A 21,452-nucleotide genomic window follows, 5' to 3' on the forward strand; every position below is an offset into this window, starting at 1 on the left:
AATATGATGTTATCCCTTTATATTTTAGTATGGCCAGTCATTTCAGCGGCAGTATTATTTGTAATAGTAAGAGCGTTTTTTAAAGACATGGCAGATGCCAAACGCGAAGAGCGTGATATCGTTTAATTGAACGGTTTTCGCAGGTAAATAAAAAGGGTCTAAATTTCTTTAGACCCTTTTTAGCAATAACTTAGATACAATTCAATATTCAATACCGCTGCAATACTATGTTGTACGTTAGCTAACAAAAGGTTGGTGTAACTAAGCTATCTTTTCATTGAGACGATTTATTTATAAAACGCTTCAACTTTACCTTTCATTGTCATCATTAGCGGTTGACCACGACGATCTAATGCTTTGTGTGACGGTACTTTTACCCAACCTTCACTGATGCAATATTCTTCAACATCGAAGCGCTCTTTGCCGTTAAGCATAATACCAATGTCAAACTGGAAAACAGCTTCATCATGATGAGGGCTGCGAGGGTTGCCAGAAAGGTGATCTGGTAAAGCTGGTTTCGATGTAGTGTCGTTCATGTTCGTGACCTGTAATAATAAAAGTGCGTCATTGTAGTCAATATAGGCCTAACGCTCAAGAGCTAGGGTAATAAATGTTAGCCCTTAGCATCCTAAATGCGTAAATGTTTATAAAAGTATCAACTGTGACGATTTTCGCTGAAACTTTTTATTCCCATATAACAAATGACTAAAGCATTTAATCACAATGCATTAAGTTAATTGCTGATTGCCAGAATCATCAGCGACAAAATCCATTTCAAACCCTAACGCTTGATAAAAGGACTTAGATATTTCGTAATTCTTGCTCGGGATAAAAACCCTGATATCATCAACTTTCACTACACTCTCCTTTGACAGTAAGTAACGAATAAAGGTTTTATTATATCTAAATACATAGCTACTGTGTGCTTACCCCACCCCCCAAGTCTAACGAAATGATTACATATGTTTCGACTTGCTAAGAGTGAAATAATATTTACCTAAAATCACCATTAATATACCACCAAGGACAATGGCAGCTGAAATAATTAAGCGAGTTGTAATGGTCTCAGACACAAACATAACCCCGCCCAGTGCGGCAATCACGGGAACAGACAACTGAATAACAGCCGCTTGTGTTGAAGATAAGCTGGTAAGCGCGATATACCATATTGTATAACCGACTCCAGATGTTATAGCACCTGATAACAACGCTAACATAATCCCTTCTGATGAATAATTTAGCTTATGCAGAGTAAAAACGACTAATAACACCACAAAAGGTATTGTTCTTAAAAAGTTATAAGTCGTATCCATCAACGGATTTTTGGAGCTACGCCCTTTTAATGTATAAACCCCCCATGCAACCCCTGAAACGGTCATTAGTAGGAGTCCGTTAATTGAAGGTGTGGTAACACTCGGCAGGACTAGATAAATAAACCCAGTAAAAGCAACGATAACACCAGTCCACTCGCTAATATGCAATCGCGTACCAGACATAAGCGACAGCAATATCATGGTAATTTGCACTGCGCCAAAGAGAATAAGAGCACCGGTACCAGTATCAACAGAAAGGTAAGCATATGAAAATGTAATAGCATAAAGGAACAACATAAAACCAGCAGTCCAACTGCCTTTAGATGACACGCCTTTATTGCGCCCTTTCATGCTTAAAATAATGTACAGAACGATAGCGCCTGACAACAATCTAATTATCGTAAAGCTTGATGCATCAATAGCACCACTGCCCAAGGCTAAACGGCATAGTACCGAGTTGGCAGCAAATGCAATTAACGCCAAGAAGGTTAACCATGATTTCCTATAGATACAAAAGCGAATTGCTTTATTATGCGATGTGACCCTGCATAATATATTGAGGACCAGCTGCGCCACCAAGGTATTTTTCACCCGTATCGACAAAACCACCTTTTTCATAGCAAACTCGAGCACCAGGATTTTGACAATTAACCGTCAGGTAAATAGCGCGATAAGATGGATCACGCAGTGGATAAGGTGCCGTCTACACGACACCGTTACTTATATGTTATGCGTGAGCGTGACCTAAACCAACTGCCCACGAATCACACCAGCCGCCATATTGTTCCATTTGGCTTGTTACTGTTTTCTGAGTGCTCACAATAAATTCGTGATCAATTTTTCTCACGACATAAAACTGCACATGGCCAAACAGGTCACCATTGTTTATATCGTCGTCTTCAGGTTCGATCATTTCACAATTTGGATATAGTGCCTGTATCGCTTCTTGTTCTTTATCAGTAAGCGGCCAATGTTTAAAGTCTATGTTAAATTCAACTTCGGTTTCACTGTCAAAATCAAAGCCATTTTCTTCTAGACTGCGCATTACATCGCCGTCGATATCGTTTGGAAAATTCATTGTATTCCTCATGTTCAAACAACACTGCAAATAGCAGTGATTAGATTTTAATAGCCGTTATTGTAATTACATAATTAAGTTTAATCTTTCATGCCATTGCGCTATGCTTTCTTCTGGGTATTCTGAAAAGCATTTATCATTCGCCCTAACATCGGCTTCTACCCAGCTCGGGTCGTAAACCCACAATGCACTGGCACAATTCCGACAGAAGTTTCTTTCCATCGGGCTAAATCCCCCATCAGTTTTAGCGTTGTAAATACCTATATACTCTTTGCCTTCTATTATCAAAGATTCAGCATCAGCACTTAAATTGATCACGTACCCGCCACCGCCTGCTGTTTTTCGACAAATACTGCAATAACAACAGTTAAACGGATAAGGATGTTTTGATTCAACTTGAAATTTAACGGGCTGACAATGGCATGAGCCTTTCAATAACATGATGTTTCCTTTTTACTTACGCATAAATTTGAGAGAACTAACGCAAGAAGCTAAGAACAGTCTTCACGAACGCCTAATATTTTAGCAAAACGGGTCTTCAATCTCTTTTCAAAAGAGACAAACTCACTGTCTGCCCAAACAATTTCATTCATAATTTTCAACATATCTTCTCTTGCTTCAGCTGATATATTTTGTTTAAGATATTCTGCGAAAGAGTCTTGAGATAAATTGTGTTCTGCAATATTTGTCGCTTTTTCAATTAATACATACGATTCATCCAGCGTTATCTTAAAGTAACTGCATAGTTTGTTTTTTATATATTTATGTTCATCATCACAGAAATCATTATCTATACATGCCAAATCGACAAGTATAACTGCCAGACTCATTCTGACATCTTCGCTGTATGTTACTTTACTGCCGAAAACATGATTAATTTGCGCTTTAATATCACCAATGACATTCCATATATCCATCGAAGTCCCTTAAATCAATAGTTAATATTATCGCTATCTAACTGAGCATATTTGCATAAATAAAAATGACAAGCGAGATGTTTTGGTTGAGTTGTTATTTCAATATCCATTTGAATCCTTTATTTTCTACGGTGCATACCAACGCCCATTTAAGGGGCTAAAAATGATCCGTTAAAATGTGTAGCGAACACATAACGTCTACATAACACGTTTGCTACCATGCAGACTTAACAGGATTTTAACGCCTTAATCACTGAAATTAAAGGAAAACTGACAACGCCGAGTGTAGAAATCGTGTTAAAGCATTTGTTATACCAAATTTTAGTTGCATATAAACTGTTTTTTAGCGATATTATAATGCTGCGTTAATTTTACCGCACTAACTACTTAATTTGTAGTTTTAGGATCAACTTAGGTAAAGGTAAAATATGAACTATCCAAAAACTCTCCCTGAGACTCATAAGCAACTTTTAGACAAAATCATTACTACATTAAAAAAGGATCAGCGGATCCTTGGAATTGGTGCTAGTGGGTCATATGCTTCTGACGCTATGGATAAATATAGTGATTTAGACTTAGTTATTGCTGTAAACCCAGCAGATTTTGACGATATCATGACAGAACGGTTTACTATCATTAACAGCATCGAAGGTAAAATAGCAGCGTTTACTGGCGAACATGTTGGTGAGCCACGACTAGTTATCGCTCTTTATGCACCACATGCAATTCATGTCGACTACAAGTTTGTATCTTTACCCGACGCGGCAACTCGTGTTGATGATACGAAGGTTTTATGGGAAAAAGATCAGCTTCTAACTGATACATTTAAAACAAAAAAACATCAATACCCATGCCCGGAGCCACAATGGATTGAAGATCGCTTTTGGATTTGGGTTCATTATGCAGCAACTAAAATTGCTAGAGGTGAATACTTTGAAGCTCTTGAGTTTTTATCATTTCTCAGAAATGTCGCCTTGTCACCATTAGCTCTTCAACAGGCCGGATTAACTCCATCTGGTGTAAGGAAAATTGAAACTCGTTTACCTGAGTTCAGTAAAGAACTAGAACTTACAGCAGCAAAGCCAGAAAAAGAATCGCTAATTATTGCCACTAATAAATGTATTGAACTGTACTTAGAGCTTAGAGAAAATGAACAAATAGAAATAAACATAGAAGCACAAGAAATGTGCGTTACCTACTTAAAGCAAGAAACTCAAGCGTAATGTAATATTTAGGGGATTGAGATATATCCCCTTTTCGTTGGAGAGAATTTGGTATAACGTCTTGTTATAGTTCAGCTATGTGCGTGAGAGTTTCTGGATGACGTAGTACTAATTTCAAAAGAGTAACGGCTTGCCCATTTGGAGCACTTCGTCCTTGTTCCCAGTTTTCTAAAGTACGAGATGATGTATGAAGTAAGCTAGCAAACACACCACGTGACATATTAAATTTTTCTCTAATATGTACAATTTCATTAGGTGAGATATCAAGTTCACTTACATCATTAACTTGATATGTTTTAAGGGTAAGTTTCCCCTCTGAATGCTCTTTTGCTTCAACAGAGCCGAGCTTAATTCTGTAAATAAATCACGATTGCTCATTGCGCCATACCTCCATAAAAGACTTTAACTGCTTCTTTTGATCTGCGGTTAAATCCGACATTTCACTTTTCCCATAAAGAGTAAGTAAATAGAAACGTCGTTTTTCATCAAGGAAGTAATAAATAACACGTGAACCCACCACGTTTTCCTTTACCCTTACTTGCAACTCTAACCTTCCGCAAACCACCTGTACCTTGAATCACATCCCCCAGCTTCGGGTTTGACATCAACTCAGCTTGAAACAGTCTAAACTCTTCATCACTGAGATGCTCATCTCGGTATTTTTCAAATATTTTTGATTCTACAAATATACATTACATAAATAAGGTGTACGCAAGTAGCGTACAGAAAGCAAGTTGGGATACGAATAAGCACTAACGCCCACATTAAGCGGACTAAAATTGTTGGCTATAATTTTGTGAGGAACGAACAATACCCAGCTGTTTTAGTTCCGTTTAAATTGCTTGTTATGTGCAACCGAGCTAAACTGTACAAATTAACGTACATGAACATATTGGAGTTCAACATGGATGCAATAAGCTATACAGCAGCTAGAGCAAATTTAGCAAACACAATGGCGAATGTTTGTAATGATCATGCCCCAATAATTATCACTCGTAAAAGTGAGGCTCCCGTTGTAATGATGTCTTTAGAAGACTATAACGCAATGAAAGAAACTACATACTTACTCAGGTCTCCGGCTAATGCAAGACATCTACTTGATTCAATTGCCGAACTTGAGGCTGGCAATGGTACGGAAAGAGAGCTTATTGAATGAAGCTAACCTTTTCAACTAAAGCTTGGGAACAATACCTATATTGGCAAACAACTGACAAAAGAATATTGAAACGCATAAATTTGCTAATTAAAGATATTCAGCGAACTCCAACAGAGGGCATTGGTAAACCTGAACCTTTAAAACATGGACTAGCTGGATATTGGTCACGCCGTATTAATGATGAGCACCGAATTGTTTACAAGCATAGAGATGACACAATCCTAATTGCACAACTGCGATACCATTACGGCATATAACGCCCTAATAATGGGCAAATGACAATTGGTTAAAATAAGCGACGCAAGAGCGAAAACCAACTGTTATTTGTCCTGATTTATTTGCTTGTTATATGCACTTTAGATCAATATTAGACAATTCATTCTCACTGAACAATGTATTTAAATATTCAGTTATAACTTCTTTGGAACCGACTAACTGAAAATCATAACCGTTGCCATTACCATCAATAATAATTGATAACCAGTTATTACCAATTATTAATTTTGAAATACGATTAACTTCTAGTGAAACTTGTACAGATTTTTTAGAGAAAGGTGCTATTTTTAGTTTTGAAATCTCAAGAATATCAGCTTTTCTTTTTATCAAGTTGAACAGCGAATTTTTAGTGATATAACTTTTTGTAAATCGGTAAGAAGATAAAAGACAAAAAATAGAGAAAAATAATAGGTATATTTGAAATTCATCATTCTTAAACCAATTAATAAAAAATACGCCTAGAAGTAAGATAGCGAATATAATCAAGCCATTTTTATAAAAAGTGTTAGTAATTGTCAATTTAACTCCATCCTTGAATGTGCATATAACGCCGCAATAACACGTTTGCTACGATACAGACTTAGCTGAATTTTACTACCTTAATCACTGAAACTAAAGACAAACTGACAACGCCGAGTGTCGTAAATCATGTTGATGCATTTGTTATGCGTATTCTCCATTTCCAGTAAAATTTTGAATAGACTTTAACTTGTCGATTTGAGTTTCAAATTTACCTAAATGTTCTAGTCCTTCAATTAGAGCAGTTGCTGCTAAGCATAATGTTTGATTTTCTAATAGCTTAACTTCTTCAACATTTGGTGTATGCCCAATTGAAATATTTTCATCTATAGAGTGAACATTTATCAACATTTCTACGTTACCGTGTGAACTTCGACATAAATAAGCATAAGTCTCACTTTCCCTCGCTAACTAAAATTTTGTCGATATATTCATCAATTCTCTAAAGTTTACTTTTTCACCTTTAAATTTCTTCTTATGAAAATCAAATGACTTATTCATTTCTTCAACATAATCAGCATTGTTAATTAGACACATGAGATCTACATATGACTCCAAAGCACTCCTAAGAAGAATTGGAACAGAAGCTACTCGATCATTCTCAAGTAATAAAAGGGCATCTTGGCATAACTCAGAAACCCTCATCATTAATAGTGCTATATATTTATCTTGTTTTGTTTTGTTTCATGGAAGATCTTAGAGAATGCCTCAAATCTAATTGTATTTAATTCACCCCAAACTTGATTATTCAAATGTACCTCCTAATACGAATAACGCTTTGCTAAGCGGAAAATAATGGTTGGCTATAATCGCACAGCGATGGCCAACTGTTACTTTTCCGTTTGAGCAACTTGTTATGCGCTTTATGGTTTTAATGCGAAAGTTAAAAAAGAATTAGCAGTTCCCTTGGGGTTCTCTATCATGGGTAAATGCCCAACACTTGCCATAATGTTAATTTGTGCTTGTGGAATAATTTTCTTTAAGACTTTTGCTCCAGAGACATGTAAAACTCGATCTTTATGACCCCATGAAACTAAAACAGGTCCTTTGTAGTTTTTTAAAACTTCATCAAGTGGTGACTCGGGGTGTGCTTCTCTATTCTTCATTCTATGAATTTGTTCGTAAATTTTTGTATTTAATTCTCTTCTTTTTTCAGCTTTCGTTGCTAAATGTTTTACTATAGGTTCTGGAATAAAAGGACGTTCAACAAATAAGAAATCGAGTAATTGAATGAACTCTAACTCTGTTCTGGGTAAAACCATTGGATTATGACCATTTTTTATTGCAGAGAACATCTCACTCTTTTCTGAACCAACAACACCGAATGGACTTATTAGCCAAAGGTTTTTTACTCGCTCAGGGTATCGAGCCGAAAAATTTCCAGCAATATACCCTCCCATTGAGCTGCCAGCTAGATTAAATTCTTTAATTTGTAGAATGTCTAAGATTTTCTTCAACCTAGAAACTTGCGAAAACACATCATAATCAAGATTAATATTATCCGTACTGTTTCCGAATCCGGGTAAGTCAATTGCGACCACATCAAAGCTCTCAGTGAGATATCCTGAAGCTCTGTTCCAGTTATCTTTATCAGCACCAAAACCATGAAGCAAAATTAGTGGTGTTCCACTTCCCCCACGAAGATACTCAATTTCCAGACCATCCGTTTTAAGATTATGCAATCTTAGTCCTGAGATACTCCTCTCTGCATTAATCATGTATTGAAATAATGTTGATATTGGCGTGATCACATATAGGAGTGTAAGTAGTAATGCAATGCTAACTAAAACAAAGCTCATCTTTTTTATCATTTATATATATCCATTTTTATATTTATCAAAGTGATACGCGTTGAGGATAGGAAAAGCACATAACGCCTCCATAACACGTTTACTACTATGCAATTATACTTAATATTGACACCTTAAAACGAGAAACACCCGACAACCTGAAGTGCCGAGTGTAGTAAATCGTGTTGATGCATTTGTTATAAGCACATCTTGGCGTAAACCAAAGTATTATCCAATTCACCCGATGGTAAACGTCGAGCATTCATTAATTGAGCTTCAAATTGGAAATCACAACGCTTTGCTACAGCCTGACTTTTTAAGTTTGAGCTAGCCATTTTAATTTCTAATCGTTGAGCGTGATTATCAGTGAAGGCATATTTTTCAATAATATTTACAGCTTCTGTTATATAACCCTTACCTACTTTCGACGTTTGTAACCAATAGCCAATTTCAAAATAAGGAACAGATTTATCTCGAACAATAAACCCGATAACACCGATAAATACACCAGTTTCTTTTTCGATGATATTAAACCAAAACTCACCAGTGAAATTGGTAAAATTAGCTAGAGCCTCTTTGATATTATGCTTGAGTTCATTCTCTGTTAGCGACTCAGAAACCCAAGGCAAAAATTGGGATAATTCAGCCCGACTTTCATTAATAACTGTCAGCATTGAACCCGCATATTTCAAAGATGGTGGGACTAATTTTATTCTCTCATTTTCCATATGAGTACCCTATTTCGACTGTGCTTATAACGCCACTAAGAGGCTTCTAATAGTTGGTTAAAATGTGAAGCGAAGGGGAACCTAACCAACTGTTAAAAGTCCTGCTTGAGTGGCTTGTTATGTGTTTGTTACACAGCCTAGCTCTTTGAGTATGCGTACTGTCGATGCTGGATTATTTATTAATACTGCATTAGGCCGAATTGGACGCTGAACTAAATTACCTGAACAATTAGGGCAAACAAAATTTAAAACATTTTCAGTGCACTCAGAGCAAAAGGTACATTCAAAAGTACAAATAAAAGCTTCGTTTGATTGAGGCGACAAATCTTTATCACAACATTCGCAATTAGGTCTCAATTCCAACATTTAGAACTCCATTCATGAGAAACACATAACGCCGCCATAACACGTTTATTACGATGACGACTTACTTAAATTTTAACGCCTTAAACACCGAAACTAAAGACAAACCTACAATGCCGAATGTAATAAATCGTGTTGATGGCTTTGTTATAACCATCTGATAATGTTACTGAAACCGTAACTGTTTACCTTCAACATTATAATCACTACCTTGATCATCTTATTTCCAGCAAGTCATGCTCTTTGGCACCGATAACTATCACTTATTTGCTTTATTTTTTCTTCGTAACAATAACGTAATTAATTAGAGTTAATCCAATGACAAAACACCAAAATTGTAAGCTAGGTAGCACCGTTGAAACAGATCCAACAAGTAAACCAGAACCAAGCCCAATTGCAATTTTTTGAAGAGTTGTCATTTTAAAAATCCTTTTTTAAATAGATACAATCTATAGTATGAAATAAATCCTACCTTAACTATCACTTAAACTATTAATATTTAAGTGTATTTGAGAACTATCTCACCTAGGTTATAACGCCCTAATAATGGGCAAAAATTGTTGGCTACAATGTTGAGGAACGAAAGCAGCCAACTGTTTTTTGTCCTTATTAATTAGCTTGTTGAACGAAGCCGCTGCGCGGCGGAGTAATTCCCTCACCAGTCATACTTACCAATAGCATCACCATTTGGTGATGCCTTATTGGAGTTATTAGTATGAACCACTCACAACAGCAACGATTTAATTATCTTTATGAACAACACCTTACCAATTTAAGGCTGCAAGGTAAACGACCTGCGACCATTGATGCCTATTCTCGTGCGGTTCGACGTATTTCTGCTTACTTTGATAAGTCTCCCGATGGATTAACAACTGCGGATTTAAAGGATTACTTTAACAGTCTTATCCAAACGCACTCATGGAGTACCGTTAAAATAGACCGTAACGGCTTGCAGTTTTTCTACCGCTATACGCTTGATAAACAATGGGAATGGCATGAACTCACCGATGGACAAAGGTGGAGTCCAAAAAGCTATCAAACAAGTCTTGCGTGATTGCCATATTAACAAACTGGTTAGCCCGCATTCGCTACGTCATTGCTTTGCGACTCATTTGCTGGAAAGCGGTTTGGATTTACGTTCGCTGCAAGTATTACTCGGTCATGCCTCGTTAAATACTACCGCCAGATACACTCAATTAACTCAACTTAAACAAAAAGATGCTGCCGTTGCCATTAATCAACTTACTGACAAGCTAGCGCTAGATTGGAGTTTGAAATGAGTACCTTCATTGATTTACTGCGTATTCATCATGACGAGTTTGAACGCCAATTTGGCAATCAACTCTCTCATGACAGCCGTCGCGCAATTTATGCCATGCTCAGTTGTAAAACTGGGCATCAAGGTTGCTCACAATGGTTTTGTAAACACTGTAACCATGACGATCGCTTACCACTGTCTTGCGGCCATCGACATTGTCCGCAATGTCAGCAGCACACCACTTCTGATTGGCTTGATCGCCAACAATCAAAGTTACTGCCCGTGCATTACTTTATGGTCACGTTTACTTTGCCCTACGAGTTACGACCGCTTGCGCGTTCGCAGCCAAAGGCACTTTATCAGTCCATGTTTTCAGTCGCTGCAAGTGTGTTGAAGGATTTTTCTAAACGTAAACACGGCGGTGAAATTGGCTTCACCACCGTTTTACATACGCACAGTAGGCAACGTAATTTACATCCCCACTTACACACTATAGTCGTCAGTGGTAGCTATAATAAAATGCGCAACCAATGGTATAAAGGTAAAAGTAACTACCTGTTTAACGCCTTTGCACTGGCTAAAGTCTGGCGAGCCAGAATGCTAGATGCGATCAAATACCATACTGATTTATCTCTGCCTAACACAGAAAAGCTACCGACCAAATGGGTCGTTGATTGCCGAAAGGTTGGTTACGGTCTTCCCGCCTTGCAATATCTATCACGCTATTTGTATCGTGGTGTGTTGCCCGATAAAGACATCATAGACACATCCAATAATACCGTTACTTTCAGATATAAAGACGGACAAACTCAAGTAACAAAAACTAGGACCTTACCGACTTTGAAGTTTCTCTGGCTTATCTTGCAACACGTCTTGCCAAAAGGGTTACAACGAGTGCGGGACTATGGTTTTTTACACGGTAATGCCAAGCGGCTACGAATGCGTATTCAAGTTATATTGCTGCATCTGTTTAATTGGAAAATGCCGTTGCTGACAGAAACGACTCAGACTGAAGCAATACGTATATGCCCTTGTTGCCAGCATGAAATGTGTTGTGTCGGTATCACGAAAGCGATCGAACGAAAGATCAATGCCTCAGCTTAGGCTGAGCATAATAAGGATAATGGCTTTAACTATATAACTTGGAGATATTGAATTTATGGTGAAAACTGACTAGTTCATTGATAAATAACAGGTCTGTTATTTATCTCAATTTCGCTCGTCTTGGGTTTAATCCCAAGACGAAGTGCCTACCAAGATCAAACACGTTATTTACTATATAAAGAAAGGCTCGGGCTTGTTCAACACCCGAATAAGGTGTTGGCTGCGCGACACCTATTCTTATTTGTTATACGTTCTGTTCCTCGATACTGTATGTGCGCTTAACATTGCCTGTTACACGCCCCCATTCTGAAGCTTTTACCCTTATTTGATGACTTTCAAATGCTGTTTTATCAGTAAATTCTTCATATACAGTAAACCGAGTTGGAAGCTCGTGACTTTGAGTTACTTCAAAAATTAAGCACCCAGTCTCATTACGAGTTAATTCGATATGCTTCTCAAGTGCCGTAGTAACAATTTCTAGTTCACTTTCAGGGATATCAATGTAGCCCGATAAAATTACTTTGCCCATTGAAGCCCCTTAAACATTAACTTTGTAAGTTAGATCTTGAACGTCATCGCCAGTCATACCACGAAAACCCCAACAATGAGGCGGCTGCTCTTTCAGCGTGATTTCAATGTCGATTGGTAAAATGCCAAGACTGCTCTCAACATTTGCAAATAGAGCATTAATCAGTGCTTTCTTCGTTTCGACTTTACGCCCTGCCATCATGTTAATTTCAATGACTGTATAAGCATCAGTTCTACCCTCTGGGTAGTAAAAGTCTGACTTATCGAGAGGAACAATCCTATGAGCACGCTTGCTCTCAGGAAGTTCGAGTACTTGATTCATAGATGCTTGAATTACATCTGATAATTGAGCTTTGATCGGATTCAAATGCTCTTTAATTCCATATATTACTACCACCGTTCCTCCTTTGAACGTATAACGCCAACATAATGGGCGCGCGGCTTTTTGCGCGTTCAGCCAGCTTTGCTGGCGATCATTGATGTTCTTGTTAACTGCTCTGTGCAACGTAAAAACTCAGTCCAGAAATTAACCAGAAAAATATCCAAGAGATATGTTTACCTTTGGTGAACGAAGCCGAAAACAAGCCACTAACTAAAAATACAGCCGCAATCACCATAAGTATTTGCTTTTGGGTATGTTCACCTGGACTTGAAAGAATAAAAAGAATGCCTGCAAACCCCCACCAAGCCACCGTTGTTAGATGCCATGCAAACCTTAAAACCCTCTTTGTAAACCAGTCGCTACCAAGTAGCTTAGGTAATTCCCTTTTAAAGAGCCGAGTCAAAATATAGCGTTCACCTAGATAGGAATGCACTAAACCTAAAAATATTGCCAAAAAAGCACCCGTAACTAACATATAAACCTCATAATTCATTTTACCTTTTGGCAGCTAACGCCAAAAATAACAGGCGTAAAATGTTTGGCTAAAATTTGCGACGAAGGAGCAAAGCCAAACAGTTTTACTTCCTTGTTGATTTTTCTTGTTATGTGCGCGCCTAAAAGTACGTTGATATTATATCCACTTCCATATCGAGGTAACCGGGAAAATAAAACTTCCAACCTTCTGAAATAAATCCGTTGAAGAAATTTTTTAAACGCTTTAACGCCATACAGTATGATTGGATGGCATCAACCCCATAAATATACTCATTAATCCCCATAGCTGAAACACTAAATTTACAACGATAGTCGCCTGCTTCCAAAGTTGGGTCTACCTCAGGCACATCTATCTCAATAGTCAAAAGTAACTCTTTACCATCAGACTTTATTGCTACATATCTACTGCTTATCAAAAAGAATCCTCCTAGCACATAACGCCCTAATAACAGGCTAAAAATAGTTGGTTAAAATTAGCGACGAAGGAGCAAAACCAACTGTTATTTGTCCTTTGTTCATTAGCTTGGTATACGTTGCCTTAATTATTTCAGTAACGAATTAACAGCGTATTTTATCCACTCTTGATTGATGTCTTCCACCTTCAAAAGATGTACTTAAAAACGATTCACAAATCATCTGCGCTTTTTCTAAAGTGACAAACCTTGCTGGTATTGCGACTATATTTGCATCATTATGAGTTCTCGCTAATACAGCTAGTTCAACATCCCAAGCGACAGCGCATCGTATTTCTTGGTGCTTGTTTGCAGTCATAGCAATACCGTTCCCACTTCCGCATATTATTATTCCCAAATCACATTCATCATTTTCAATCGCGGTTGCTACAGGATGAATAAAATCAGGGTAGTCGCACGAATCTGAATTAAAGGGACCAAAATCAGTTGTTTCAATTCCTTTATTTTCTAGTAAAGCGATTATTTCTTTTTTGTATTCGTATCCGGCGTGATCTCCGCCTAATGCTACTTTCATTGTTTTATCACCCTGTATTATCGTAAAGTTTTAATGCTAAACTCGAAAACGTATAACGCCGCAATAACACGTGCGAAAGACTGACTTACAAAACCAATTATACTCTAAACCGCGAATGCCGAATGTAAATAGCATCGTGTTGATTGCTTTGTTATACGAGCCTTGCTTTCGCTCCGATAAAATTGGTAAAGAATTGATTTACCAAGATTTGCTGTAAACTGAGTTTAATTAGACTGACTCAATTAAGCGAGCAAAATATCCATTCAACAGCAATAATTGTGAAACGAAACAATCCTTTTTTCTTACGCCATTTGTACGACTTGGTTTCAGCCAGTTTGGAAATGATAAACCAAATATCCTAACCACAATTGGGATTGAAAATGCTAAGAGAAAAACACTGATACAGGCTAAAATGAGGCATAACCAAAGAACAATTGAAGCGTAAATGAGCCGCTGAAACGCCTGAATTTAGGGCAATAATAGTCCAATGCCGAACCTAATGAAACGAACACCAAAAGGCTACAAAGAAAAAGGAAAACCACCCTACTTTCACACCTAAAAAGCTAATGGTTCAATCGCTGAACTGAACCAAAAAACTGCATTCTCAGAGTTCGTATAACGCCTGCATAACACGTTTGCTACCATGCAGATTAAGCTCAAATTTACCACTTAATACGGTAAACCCAAAGAAAATCTAGAATGCCGAATGTAGCAAATCGTGTTGATGCATTTGTTAAGTGTTTTATGCGCGAGATTTGACTTTTCTAGTTAAATTTCTAATCATTTCAACCAACTCTGGAAAATCTGTTATCTCAGCCTTTAACATATTTACCGTTGAGTCTTTTTCTAATTGCCCATGATTTTTTGAAGTTTTAACATCATTTTCATTTGCCCCGACAGTGAAGACATATTTAATTAAAAAGCCATCAACCGTAAAATAATAGACAGTTTCATCTTTTTCATTTGTAGTTTGGATAAAGGTTGTTAGTAAACCTTTTATCACTTTATCTTCTAGTGTGTTAGTTGAATCAATTAAACGATAAACCGACACTCTAAAAAAGTCATCTATTGATAAATTATCATTTATTTTTGGAGATTCAGCTTCTATACAAGATCTTAAAATATTAGCTAATTCACTCGGTAAATCAACCTCTGAAAATTCAGGTAATTTAGATACTGAAGCTCGCCATAATATACTTAATAAATAAAGGTAAAACCTTTCGTATTCAAAATTTGAAAATTCAATACTATCCTCTTTTTTAACAACACCTTTAGGGTTTTTAAAAAGTCGAGTGCCATATTGTTCATATGAACTTGATAAAAATTGTTCACATCTATGGCAAAGTAGCGGTTCTTTAGGATCTGAATTTGTTACCTCTAAAGACGACCCTTCCAAATAATCAGATTTAATCAGTTGACCACTTTTTCTTTTCAAGCCTCTAAAGCAGGCTCTTGGTATAATGTGGGATTCCATCAACTCATCCGCTGAGCCACATAATTTACATTTTGTATTCAAAACGACCTCTCAACTCTAGAAACACTTAACGCCCTAATAATAGGCAAAAAATTGTTGGCTAAAATGTTGAGGAACGAAAACGGAAAACTGTTTTTTGTCCTTATTAATTAGCTTGTTATAAACCAAAACACTCCTTACTAGAAGAGAAAACTTTACTATGACATTGGTAAACGACATTTTGGTTATATTTGGCTAACATATCTAAGTCATTAACAACATTGTGAACATCCGTCGACTTAGGCATAGCTTTATATTTTTTAACTAATGCTTCAGGTGCATTTGCTGGTGCAAGCTTATTTAGGTCACCGAACGCATACCTAATAAAGCCTTTGGAATACAAGTTAAAATCCCAGACCATATGTTCTTTATCCGGTAGAGGTATGCTATATCCTCTATCAGAGAGTAAACATGAATGGTTATCGTATGTATGAATAATCACCATTGTGAATAATTCTGGGCTTAGATATAAATCCCTAACAAGTTGTTCGAAAAGGTTAGACTTACCATTCTCTAAAGGTGTCAAAAGGAGAAAAAGCACTGATAACCAATCAATATAATATTCTTCTGATATACCTAGTTTTTCACACAAGTACTTTTGTTGAGGTTTTCTACCCTCAATGACTTTTCGGAAATTTGCATAATGAATTTGATCCGTAGGGTGGACATTAGTTAGTTGTGGAAACGTGTTAAGTACTTTCTTTATTGAGTAAGGGTTTCTAACAAAGTTGAGAAACTTAGCCAAGAATAAACCAATAATTTCATCTTTAATATCTGCCCCTTTGGTCGGCAGCTTGGATAGCAAACTATCAGTATTGACCTTAATCTCTGACTCATAACGATAGAACAGAGCCTCAAAGTTATATCTATCTGCTTCTTTCCCTAGTACATCAAAAGAAAATAGATCATGTAGGCTCAAAATAGTTGAGATTTTTTTCCCTTTAGCAGAATCAAGTTTGATCGATAATGACTCTCGGTCTTTCAAAGTAAATGAATGTATTTTCTGGCTTTCATTTTTTAAACTTGGATCTATAGCATTTAACCGTTGCTCGACTTGAGATACAAAGTGCTGGTTCTTTGTTCTATCTAAAAGATTCACATTTATTCCAATTTTGGCTTAGTTCAACGCCGCATTAAGCGGACAAAAATAGTGGGTTAAAATGTGTAGCGAAGCGAAACGTAACCTACTATTTTAATTGCATTTAATGCCTTTTAAGTTGCTATTCGGGAGAGAAAACTAGAGTTAAGTCATTCTTCCACTCGAAAGTCGTATCAAAATTTACCATTCATACCGACCCAATCCCATAGCTTGTGCTATTGGATAATAAATGGCACCCCACCTATAACCTGTAAACATATTATTACCACCAGTTTCACTATGCATTACTAATATCACATCCACATTTTTACTTTCCAAACTGTGTAATATTGGCTCATAAATAACATCATCAGCAACAAAAATTATATTTTCTAGATTTAGGACCTTAATAAAATATTCTTCTATATCCTGAAAGACAAAACCATTAGTTTCATGGAAATATATTCTATTTTCCATATCATTTGAAACAACAATATTCCCAGCTACAACTTTAGAACCATCAGTATTTTCGTTGTAATTGTAAATGTGAAAATTTAGTACATTTTCCTCAGATTCAAACCTGTTATACATTGTCGTAATGTTCATAATCACATCCTCTACACTTGGGACCTGTAAACCTTTTTCTGGATACAAACCACTGTACAGTTTAAATGTTTCATCAATAGTGCGTTCTAAGAAGTGACCATCAACTACAACAGATGTGTATTTTTTAACTTCTACTTTCTCTAATGTTTTAGTTATTCTTTCAACTACGCTTTTACTAAACAGTTTACATTGGAATTGATCTTTTAAGATGCTATTTGATGTAAAGGACAATACATAATTATCATTTGTCTTATTCCAGGACTTAATGTCCTCTTTAAAAAAGACGAATAAATAATCTTTCTCTTTGTCTTCTTCATCAATTGCATATAAAAAAACAATAAAGTCATCTTTTACATATGATTCATGTATTTTTATTGAGTTACTCGTTTTCTTTAGAGTTCTGCCTTTTGATTGTATTTTTAATATTTTCGAATATTGACTATCGATGTTATCCAGTACAATAAGGTCTGCACCTTTGATATCAAATGATGGTTTAGCCAAGTTAAAACCATATCTAAGCAGTTTGCTTTTTATAAAATTCTCAGCTTCTTCTTCCAATGGTTTATTATCTATCAATATATATTCCTTACGCTCAAACTAGGTTATTTATTGCACTATAAAATCAACTTTGAATAAAAGTCGAAGCTCTCAGACAACTAACGCCTTGCTAAGCGGACTAAAATTGTGGGTTATAATGTGTAGCGAAGCGAAACATAACCCACTGTTTTAGTTCCGTTTAAGCAACTTGTTGAACGAAGCCGCTGCGCGGCGGAGTAATTCCCCCACCAGTCATACTTACCAATAGCATCACCATTTGGTGATGCCTTATTGGAGTTATTAGTATGAACCACTCACAACAGCAACGATTTAATTATCTTTATGAACAACACCTTACCAATTTAAGACTGCAAGGTAAACGACCTGCGACCATTGATGCCTATTCTCGTGCGGTTCGACGTATTTCTGCTTACTTTGATAAGTCTCCCGATGGATTAACAACTGCGGATTTAAAGGATTACTTTAACAGTCTTATCCAAACGCACTCATGGAGTACCGTTAAAATAGACCGTAACGGCTTGCAGTTTTTCTATCGCTAGCGACTACTGACGCACAGCAAAAGCAATACGTATATGCCCTTGTTGCCAGCATGAAATGCGTTATGTCGGTATCACGAAAGCGATCGAACGAAAGATCAATGCCTCAGCTTAGGCTGAGCATAATAAGGATAATGGCTTTAACTATATAACTTGGAGATATTGAATTTATGGTGAAAACTGACTAGTTCATTGATAAATAACAGGTCTGTTATTTATCTCAATTTCGCTCGTCTTGGGTTTAATCCCAAGACGAAGCGCCTACCAAGATCAAACACGTTATTTACTATATAAAGAAAGGCTCGGGCTTGTTCAACACCCGAATAAGGTGTCGGCTGCGCGACACCTATTCTTGTATGTTATATACGTTGCTGGGAAAGGAATCTTGGTTAGTTATTTTTAAGGGAAAGCTTCATGCCCTCTATCTAACGCAACCAAGAAAAAGGCTGATTGAGATTGAAAACCGTGGACTCTAAGCTTGTTTTGATTAACTCTAAGTTCAAAAAACGTCTTATCTTCTGATACCTTACTTGCAACGTCTTTTAATTTCTGCTTAATACCTGGTGATTTAACATCATCTATTTTATATGAAGTATACGCCATTCCCCGTTTAGAGCTCTTCCCTGAACTGTCATACACTTGTTGCCAGGTCATACTAGATAGCTTTCCTAAAAAACTAGAAAACTCCTTTAGCTCTCCGTGTTGCCAATCAGAGAAGCACTGCCAATCACTTTTAAAGTATTTTAGTGCAACATACGGAGTAAGGTGACCCATTTTACTATTGCCAGCTAGCTCATCAGAAACTAGCCCTATGATTTTAACATCATGTTGTTTAACTTTTACTGCGTGTGACTGTTGCTCACCTTTTATGACACTTTGAGGTATTTTCTTTTTCTTACTACCCATTCAGAGCATCACTGTATTTTTGAGCAAAATAAGACTTAATATCCGCTTTAGATATTACATTATTACAACGCTCTTCAGGGGCAAGGCTACCTCGAGCATCGATCCACGGTTTATCGCTGTGGGTCATACGCTCTAAGGTTTTAGCTGAAGCCTCTCCATAGGATTCAACAACCTGAAGTAACACATCCTCAACGTCATCGGCGATCTCAATTGCCACTCGGGAAGCTTTTAATGCATCCCAACTATTACCTCGGAAAACGTTGTAAACTTCCCTTACAACAGGACCATGTGCCCATGCTTCCATATCTTCTTTTATTAATGTCCTATCTAAAAGGAGCTGTGTCCAAGCCTCTGCGTAATATAAAAGCTTTTGAACTTTAAGGTGAGTCACGTTATCACCAGACTCTTTATCAAAGTGGTTGATAAACCAATTCGCAATATCTTCTGCTTGGTAATCCATCATTAATCCGCATATGAGTATTTAAGTTGAATTATAGCGAAACCAGTACATTATCTCAATAGTACTATTTGTACAGACAGCTATAGTTTCTTAATTGACGGTAAGTATATAACGCCCCAAGCAGGGGCAATTTAAAGCAGGCTAAAATAGGAGCCAAGCGACGGGAGCCTGCTTTAAATTGTCCCGCTGACTTGGCTTGTTAGTTGTACGTTTACTCTTCGGACTCTGCAATCATTTGGCCACGCCACTCAGACACATTTGCCCACTTTTCGTTAGTAACGCCGTTATGTGACCAAAACACAACTTCACCATAAGAGTTTAAGCAATAGTAGTCTGAGTTATCTTCACAAATGGGCAGCAATTCCGTTGGTAAGTCGTAAAACTCTCGTGCACTTTCCAAAACTTCAAATATGTCTGCGTAGCTCGGAGGATCGACAATCTCAAGTGCTTCCAATAGTGCATCGCCTAAATCATAACCCGATTTTATAAATGCTATATATTCCGTTGAAAATCTGAACCCGAGCTTTTCTTGAGCTTGGGCTATTTCAATATCAGTTGGTATTCTTGGTGCTAACTCTTCCATTAACTCAGATTCTCAGTAAGTACAACTAACGCCTTGCTCAGCGGTGAGTTAAACTGGCGCTGTTTTTGCCGGGTTTATGGCAAAAAAAGTGACAGTTTGACGAGTCCGACTGCAGCAACTTGTTAGGCCTACACATTTTGACCAAAGCGCCATAGTACACCACTAGGATCATGAAGTACGAAATCTAACATGCCCCATGGTTGCTCAGTAACGTCGGAAACCTTAACACCATACTTTTCTTCTACTCCAGAGTTTTTCACGGATTCCTGCCAAGACGAAATATCCTCGACTAATAGGTGCATCATGAAATTTTCTGCTTGCTCTTTTTCATAAAAGTCCTGGAGTAAGAAACTGCAATTGCCATGATAAAAATAGGCAATTCCGTCTGAATCTGATGCTTTTGTGAAGCCGATATCTTCATAGAACTCTTTTGAAACTTCGAAATTCTTTGAGGGAACGAAAGCTTTTATTTCAATTGTATTTAAATTGCTCAATGTTCATTCTTCCTTGAGGCCTAACGCCCTGCTAATAAGTGAACCAAGTGCTGGCGGGCGATTTGCTCAGCAAATGGCATGACAGCCTTGGTGAATCTGAATTTAGCAGCTTGTTAGCTATCCCTTTTCAGATTCGACGTCTTTATTAGACCAGATTAAGCCCAGCTCAGGGCTTTCGATTGTAAAACTAGAGAAGACACAACTATAGGACTGCGCGACGTCACACATAAACTCTACCCAGCCAATAAAATCAACTTGGCTTAGTTCATTGCCATAGGGTCGAGTTGTTCCACTTAAAAACTGATATCCTTTATCATCTACATGACTGAATTCCAGTTCATAGTTTTCACTTAACTGTTTACCCAGTTCTTTTAGTTTTTCGGGAAGATCGCAAAAATGAGTAAAATCCATGGCAAACACAGTTTCACTTGAAACTCCTGCTTTCAACATGTTTTCCCAAAGCATTGTTGCTTCGTCTACCTTTCGAGTTTTGATTCTTGAGTAGTAGTCATCCCAAGTTTGTTGAGGATCGTCCATGATATTCCTTGTATAGCTAACGCCGCATTAAGCGGACTAAAATTGTTGGTTATAATGTGTAGCG

At 37.1% G+C, this 21,452-nt stretch carries 32 protein-coding genes and 2 pseudogenes; 7 read left to right on the forward strand and 27 right to left on the reverse strand.

Annotation, left to right across the window (positions count from 1 at the left end; translation table 11 throughout):
* Positions 1-3 precede the first annotated feature (3 nt).
* Positions 4-126: a putative transporter small subunit gene (locus FR932_RS21540; RefSeq protein ID WP_019441138.1), complete on the forward strand. Its 123-nt coding sequence runs from the start codon at positions 4-6 to the stop codon at positions 124-126.
* Between the two features lie 161 nt (positions 127-287).
* Here the strand turns inward: FR932_RS21540 and FR932_RS08690 are convergent, their stop codons facing one another.
* The 6 genes from FR932_RS08690 to FR932_RS08715 form a co-directional block, all read right to left on the reverse strand.
* Positions 288-536 (reverse strand): DUF3297 family protein, encoded by a 249-nt coding sequence (locus FR932_RS08690; protein WP_019441139.1) that lies wholly within the window; start codon positions 534-536, stop codon positions 288-290.
* Positions 537-728: 192 nt separating this feature from the next.
* Entirely contained in the window at positions 729-857 is a 129-nt protein-coding gene (locus FR932_RS21790) for a VOC family protein (RefSeq protein ID WP_019441140.1), read from the reverse strand.
* A 99-nt stretch (positions 858-956) separates the two neighbouring features.
* A complete protein-coding gene (locus FR932_RS08695; RefSeq protein WP_019441141.1) occupies positions 957-1,796 on the reverse strand; it encodes a DMT family transporter in 840 nt (279 codons plus the stop codon).
* Positions 1,797-2,040: 244 nt separating this feature from the next.
* A complete protein-coding gene (locus FR932_RS08705) occupies positions 2,041-2,391 on the reverse strand; it encodes a ribonuclease E inhibitor RraB (RefSeq protein WP_019441142.1) in 351 nt (116 codons plus the stop codon).
* A 66-nt stretch (positions 2,392-2,457) separates the two neighbouring features.
* A complete protein-coding gene (locus FR932_RS08710) occupies positions 2,458-2,832 on the reverse strand; it encodes a GFA family protein (RefSeq protein WP_019441143.1) in 375 nt (124 codons plus the stop codon).
* Positions 2,833-2,882: 50 nt separating this feature from the next.
* Positions 2,883-3,308: a tellurite resistance TerB family protein gene (locus tag FR932_RS08715; RefSeq protein ID WP_019441144.1), complete on the reverse strand. Its 426-nt coding sequence runs from the start codon at positions 3,306-3,308 to the stop codon at positions 2,883-2,885.
* A 428-nt stretch (positions 3,309-3,736) separates the two neighbouring features.
* On the opposite strand from FR932_RS08715, the gene FR932_RS08720 reads away from it, so the two are divergent.
* Positions 3,737-4,531 (forward strand): aminoglycoside 6-adenylyltransferase, encoded by a 795-nt coding sequence (locus FR932_RS08720; protein WP_019441145.1) that lies wholly within the window; start codon positions 3,737-3,739, stop codon positions 4,529-4,531.
* 64 nt (positions 4,532-4,595) lie between these two features.
* Here the strand turns inward: FR932_RS08720 and FR932_RS21840 are convergent.
* Positions 4,596-4,909, reverse strand: a pseudogene (locus FR932_RS21840) (helix-turn-helix domain-containing protein).
* Between the two features lie 526 nt (positions 4,910-5,435).
* Here FR932_RS21840 and FR932_RS08735 point away from each other — a divergent pair.
* Both FR932_RS08735 and FR932_RS08740 read left to right on the forward strand, forming a co-directional pair.
* Positions 5,436-5,687 carry a type II toxin-antitoxin system prevent-host-death family antitoxin gene (locus tag FR932_RS08735; protein ID WP_019441147.1) on the forward strand — a complete coding sequence of 84 codons (252 nt, stop codon included), beginning with the start codon at positions 5,436-5,438 and terminating at the stop codon, positions 5,685-5,687.
* Positions 5,684-5,944, forward strand: coding sequence for a Txe/YoeB family addiction module toxin (locus FR932_RS08740; RefSeq protein WP_019441148.1), 261 nt, complete (start codon positions 5,684-5,686; stop codon positions 5,942-5,944). Before FR932_RS08735 ends, FR932_RS08740 begins: the two co-directional genes overlap by 4 nt.
* A gap of 88 nt (positions 5,945-6,032) precedes the next feature.
* Here FR932_RS08740 and FR932_RS08745 read toward each other — a convergent pair whose 3' ends face one another.
* The 7 genes from FR932_RS08745 to FR932_RS21450 form a co-directional block, all read right to left on the reverse strand.
* The gene (locus tag FR932_RS08745) at positions 6,033-6,482 is read right to left on the reverse strand and encodes a hypothetical protein (RefSeq protein ID WP_019441149.1); all 450 of its coding nucleotides are present in this window, start codon (positions 6,480-6,482) and stop codon (positions 6,033-6,035) included.
* 144 nt (positions 6,483-6,626) lie between these two features.
* A complete protein-coding gene (locus FR932_RS08750) occupies positions 6,627-6,833 on the reverse strand; it encodes a hypothetical protein (protein WP_019441150.1) in 207 nt (68 codons plus the stop codon).
* A gap of 60 nt (positions 6,834-6,893) precedes the next feature.
* Entirely contained in the window at positions 6,894-7,142 is a 249-nt protein-coding gene (locus tag FR932_RS21660) for a DUF5677 domain-containing protein (protein WP_276269651.1), read from the reverse strand.
* A gap of 203 nt (positions 7,143-7,345) precedes the next feature.
* Positions 7,346-8,293, reverse strand: coding sequence for an alpha/beta fold hydrolase (locus tag FR932_RS08760; RefSeq protein WP_019441152.1), 948 nt, complete (start codon positions 8,291-8,293; stop codon positions 7,346-7,348).
* 176 nt (positions 8,294-8,469) lie between these two features.
* Positions 8,470-9,000, reverse strand: coding sequence for a GNAT family N-acetyltransferase (locus tag FR932_RS08765; protein WP_019441153.1), 531 nt, complete (start codon positions 8,998-9,000; stop codon positions 8,470-8,472).
* A 117-nt stretch (positions 9,001-9,117) separates the two neighbouring features.
* Positions 9,118-9,366, reverse strand: coding sequence for a DUF1272 domain-containing protein (locus tag FR932_RS08770; RefSeq protein ID WP_081588316.1), 249 nt, complete (start codon positions 9,364-9,366; stop codon positions 9,118-9,120).
* A gap of 269 nt (positions 9,367-9,635) precedes the next feature.
* Positions 9,636-9,782, reverse strand: coding sequence for a hypothetical protein (locus FR932_RS21450; RefSeq protein WP_017019179.1), 147 nt, complete (start codon positions 9,780-9,782; stop codon positions 9,636-9,638).
* A 296-nt stretch (positions 9,783-10,078) separates the two neighbouring features.
* Here FR932_RS21450 and FR932_RS21905 point away from each other — a divergent pair.
* A pseudogene (locus FR932_RS21905) lies at positions 10,079-10,643 on the forward strand (site-specific integrase).
* Positions 10,640-11,725, forward strand: a complete 1,086-nt coding sequence (locus FR932_RS08780) for an IS91 family transposase (protein WP_019441155.1) — start codon at positions 10,640-10,642, stop codon at positions 11,723-11,725. The pseudogene FR932_RS21905 and the gene FR932_RS08780 overlap by 4 nt, the downstream one beginning before the upstream one ends.
* Positions 11,726-11,969: 244 nt before the next feature.
* Here FR932_RS08780 and FR932_RS08785 read toward each other — a convergent pair whose 3' ends face one another.
* The 8 genes from FR932_RS08785 to FR932_RS08820 all read right to left on the reverse strand — a co-directional run bounded on the left by FR932_RS08785 (position 11,970) and on the right by FR932_RS08820 (position 17,890).
* Entirely contained in the window at positions 11,970-12,254 is a 285-nt protein-coding gene (locus FR932_RS08785; RefSeq protein WP_019441156.1) for a putative quinol monooxygenase, read from the reverse strand.
* Positions 12,255-12,263: 9 nt separating this feature from the next.
* On the reverse strand, positions 12,264-12,758 hold the full coding sequence (locus FR932_RS08790) for a tautomerase family protein (RefSeq protein ID WP_019441157.1): 495 nt from the start codon (positions 12,756-12,758) through the stop codon (positions 12,264-12,266).
* Positions 12,742-13,110, reverse strand: coding sequence for a hypothetical protein (locus FR932_RS08795; RefSeq protein ID WP_026032121.1), 369 nt, complete (start codon positions 13,108-13,110; stop codon positions 12,742-12,744). The genes FR932_RS08790 and FR932_RS08795 overlap by 17 nt, the downstream gene beginning before the upstream one ends.
* Before the next feature lie 139 nt (positions 13,111-13,249).
* Positions 13,250-13,546 carry a hypothetical protein gene (locus FR932_RS08800; RefSeq protein WP_019628884.1) on the reverse strand — a complete coding sequence of 99 codons (297 nt, stop codon included), beginning with the start codon at positions 13,544-13,546 and terminating at the stop codon, positions 13,250-13,252.
* A gap of 142 nt (positions 13,547-13,688) precedes the next feature.
* Positions 13,689-14,117 carry a ribose 5-phosphate isomerase B gene (gene rpiB / locus FR932_RS08805; RefSeq protein WP_019441160.1) on the reverse strand — a complete coding sequence of 143 codons (429 nt, stop codon included), beginning with the start codon at positions 14,115-14,117 and terminating at the stop codon, positions 13,689-13,691.
* Positions 14,118-14,859: 742 nt separating this feature from the next.
* Positions 14,860-15,591, reverse strand: coding sequence for a hypothetical protein (locus tag FR932_RS08810; protein ID WP_240532451.1), 732 nt, complete (start codon positions 15,589-15,591; stop codon positions 14,860-14,862).
* 157 nt (positions 15,592-15,748) lie between these two features.
* The gene (locus FR932_RS08815) at positions 15,749-16,729 is read right to left on the reverse strand and encodes a hypothetical protein (RefSeq protein ID WP_019443272.1); all 981 of its coding nucleotides are present in this window, start codon (positions 16,727-16,729) and stop codon (positions 15,749-15,751) included.
* Positions 16,730-16,909: 180 nt separating this feature from the next.
* Positions 16,910-17,890 (reverse strand): hypothetical protein, encoded by a 981-nt coding sequence (locus FR932_RS08820; protein WP_019443273.1) that lies wholly within the window; start codon positions 17,888-17,890, stop codon positions 16,910-16,912.
* Between the two features lie 266 nt (positions 17,891-18,156).
* On the opposite strand from FR932_RS08820, the gene FR932_RS08825 reads away from it, so the two are divergent.
* Positions 18,157-18,411, forward strand: coding sequence for a site-specific integrase (locus FR932_RS08825; protein WP_019629014.1), 255 nt, complete (start codon positions 18,157-18,159; stop codon positions 18,409-18,411).
* Positions 18,412-18,807: 396 nt separating this feature from the next.
* Here the strand turns inward: FR932_RS08825 and FR932_RS08830 are convergent, their stop codons facing one another.
* The 5 genes from FR932_RS08830 to FR932_RS08850 all read right to left on the reverse strand — a co-directional run bounded on the left by FR932_RS08830 (position 18,808) and on the right by FR932_RS08850 (position 21,388).
* Complete coding sequence (locus FR932_RS08830; RefSeq protein WP_019443285.1) at positions 18,808-19,314, reverse strand: hypothetical protein; 507 nt, start codon at positions 19,312-19,314, stop codon at positions 18,808-18,810.
* Complete coding sequence (locus FR932_RS08835; RefSeq protein WP_240532455.1) at positions 19,307-19,777, reverse strand: Panacea domain-containing protein; 471 nt, start codon at positions 19,775-19,777, stop codon at positions 19,307-19,309. Before FR932_RS08835 ends, FR932_RS08830 begins: the two co-directional genes overlap by 8 nt.
* Positions 19,778-19,985: 208 nt before the next feature.
* Entirely contained in the window at positions 19,986-20,357 is a 372-nt protein-coding gene (locus FR932_RS08840; RefSeq protein ID WP_019443287.1) for an SMI1/KNR4 family protein, read from the reverse strand.
* 128 nt (positions 20,358-20,485) lie between these two features.
* On the reverse strand, positions 20,486-20,851 hold the full coding sequence (locus FR932_RS08845; protein WP_019443288.1) for a VOC family protein: 366 nt from the start codon (positions 20,849-20,851) through the stop codon (positions 20,486-20,488).
* Between the two features lie 117 nt (positions 20,852-20,968).
* Complete coding sequence (locus FR932_RS08850) at positions 20,969-21,388, reverse strand: hypothetical protein (protein WP_019443289.1); 420 nt, start codon at positions 21,386-21,388, stop codon at positions 20,969-20,971.
* Positions 21,389-21,452: the final 64 nt, after the last annotated feature.

It is taken from the genome of Moritella marina ATCC 15381, assembly GCF_008931805.1.
In the GTDB taxonomy this organism is placed as follows: domain Bacteria; phylum Pseudomonadota; class Gammaproteobacteria; order Enterobacterales; family Moritellaceae; genus Moritella; species Moritella marina.

Bases quoted from the DNA above. Each gene is read 5' to 3' on its own strand.
- FR932_RS21540 (WP_019441138.1), top strand. From the start codon at position 4: ATGATGTTATCCCTTTATATTTTAGTATGGCCAGTCATTTCAGCGGCA.
- FR932_RS08690 (WP_019441139.1), bottom strand. From the start codon at position 536: ATGAACGACACTACATCGAAACCAGCTTTACCAGATCACCTTTCTGGC.
- FR932_RS08705 (WP_019441142.1), bottom strand. From the start codon at position 2,391: ATGAATTTTCCAAACGATATCGACGGCGATGTAATGCGCAGTCTAGAA.
- FR932_RS08710 (WP_019441143.1), bottom strand. From the start codon at position 2,832: ATGTTATTGAAAGGCTCATGCCATTGTCAGCCCGTTAAATTTCAAGTT.
- FR932_RS08715 (WP_019441144.1), bottom strand. From the start codon at position 3,308: ATGGATATATGGAATGTCATTGGTGATATTAAAGCGCAAATTAATCAT.
- FR932_RS08720 (WP_019441145.1), top strand. From the start codon at position 3,737: ATGAACTATCCAAAAACTCTCCCTGAGACTCATAAGCAACTTTTAGAC.
- FR932_RS08735 (WP_019441147.1), top strand. From the start codon at position 5,436: ATGGATGCAATAAGCTATACAGCAGCTAGAGCAAATTTAGCAAACACA.
- FR932_RS08740 (WP_019441148.1), top strand. From the start codon at position 5,684: ATGAAGCTAACCTTTTCAACTAAAGCTTGGGAACAATACCTATATTGG.
- FR932_RS08750 (WP_019441150.1), bottom strand. From the start codon at position 6,833: ATGTTGATAAATGTTCACTCTATAGATGAAAATATTTCAATTGGGCAT.
- FR932_RS08760 (WP_019441152.1), bottom strand. From the start codon at position 8,293: ATGATAAAAAAGATGAGCTTTGTTTTAGTTAGCATTGCATTACTACTT.
- FR932_RS08765 (WP_019441153.1), bottom strand. From the start codon at position 9,000: ATGGAAAATGAGAGAATAAAATTAGTCCCACCATCTTTGAAATATGCG.
- FR932_RS08770 (WP_081588316.1), bottom strand. From the start codon at position 9,366: ATGTTGGAATTGAGACCTAATTGCGAATGTTGTGATAAAGATTTGTCG.
- FR932_RS21450 (WP_017019179.1), bottom strand. From the start codon at position 9,782: ATGACAACTCTTCAAAAAATTGCAATTGGGCTTGGTTCTGGTTTACTT.
- FR932_RS08780 (WP_019441155.1), top strand. From the start codon at position 10,640: ATGAGTACCTTCATTGATTTACTGCGTATTCATCATGACGAGTTTGAA.
- FR932_RS08785 (WP_019441156.1), bottom strand. From the start codon at position 12,254: ATGGGCAAAGTAATTTTATCGGGCTACATTGATATCCCTGAAAGTGAA.
- FR932_RS08795 (WP_026032121.1), bottom strand. From the start codon at position 13,110: ATGTTAGTTACGGGTGCTTTTTTGGCAATATTTTTAGGTTTAGTGCAT.
- rpiB (WP_019441160.1), bottom strand. From the start codon at position 14,117: ATGAAAGTAGCATTAGGCGGAGATCACGCCGGATACGAATACAAAAAA.
- FR932_RS08810 (WP_240532451.1), bottom strand. From the start codon at position 15,591: ATGGAATCCCACATTATACCAAGAGCCTGCTTTAGAGGCTTGAAAAGA.
- FR932_RS08825 (WP_019629014.1), top strand. From the start codon at position 18,157: ATGAACCACTCACAACAGCAACGATTTAATTATCTTTATGAACAACAC.
- FR932_RS08830 (WP_019443285.1), bottom strand. From the start codon at position 19,314: ATGGGTAGTAAGAAAAAGAAAATACCTCAAAGTGTCATAAAAGGTGAG.
- FR932_RS08835 (WP_240532455.1), bottom strand. From the start codon at position 19,777: ATGATGGATTACCAAGCAGAAGATATTGCGAATTGGTTTATCAACCAC.
- FR932_RS08840 (WP_019443287.1), bottom strand. From the start codon at position 20,357: ATGGAAGAGTTAGCACCAAGAATACCAACTGATATTGAAATAGCCCAA.
- FR932_RS08850 (WP_019443289.1), bottom strand. From the start codon at position 21,388: ATGGACGATCCTCAACAAACTTGGGATGACTACTACTCAAGAATCAAA.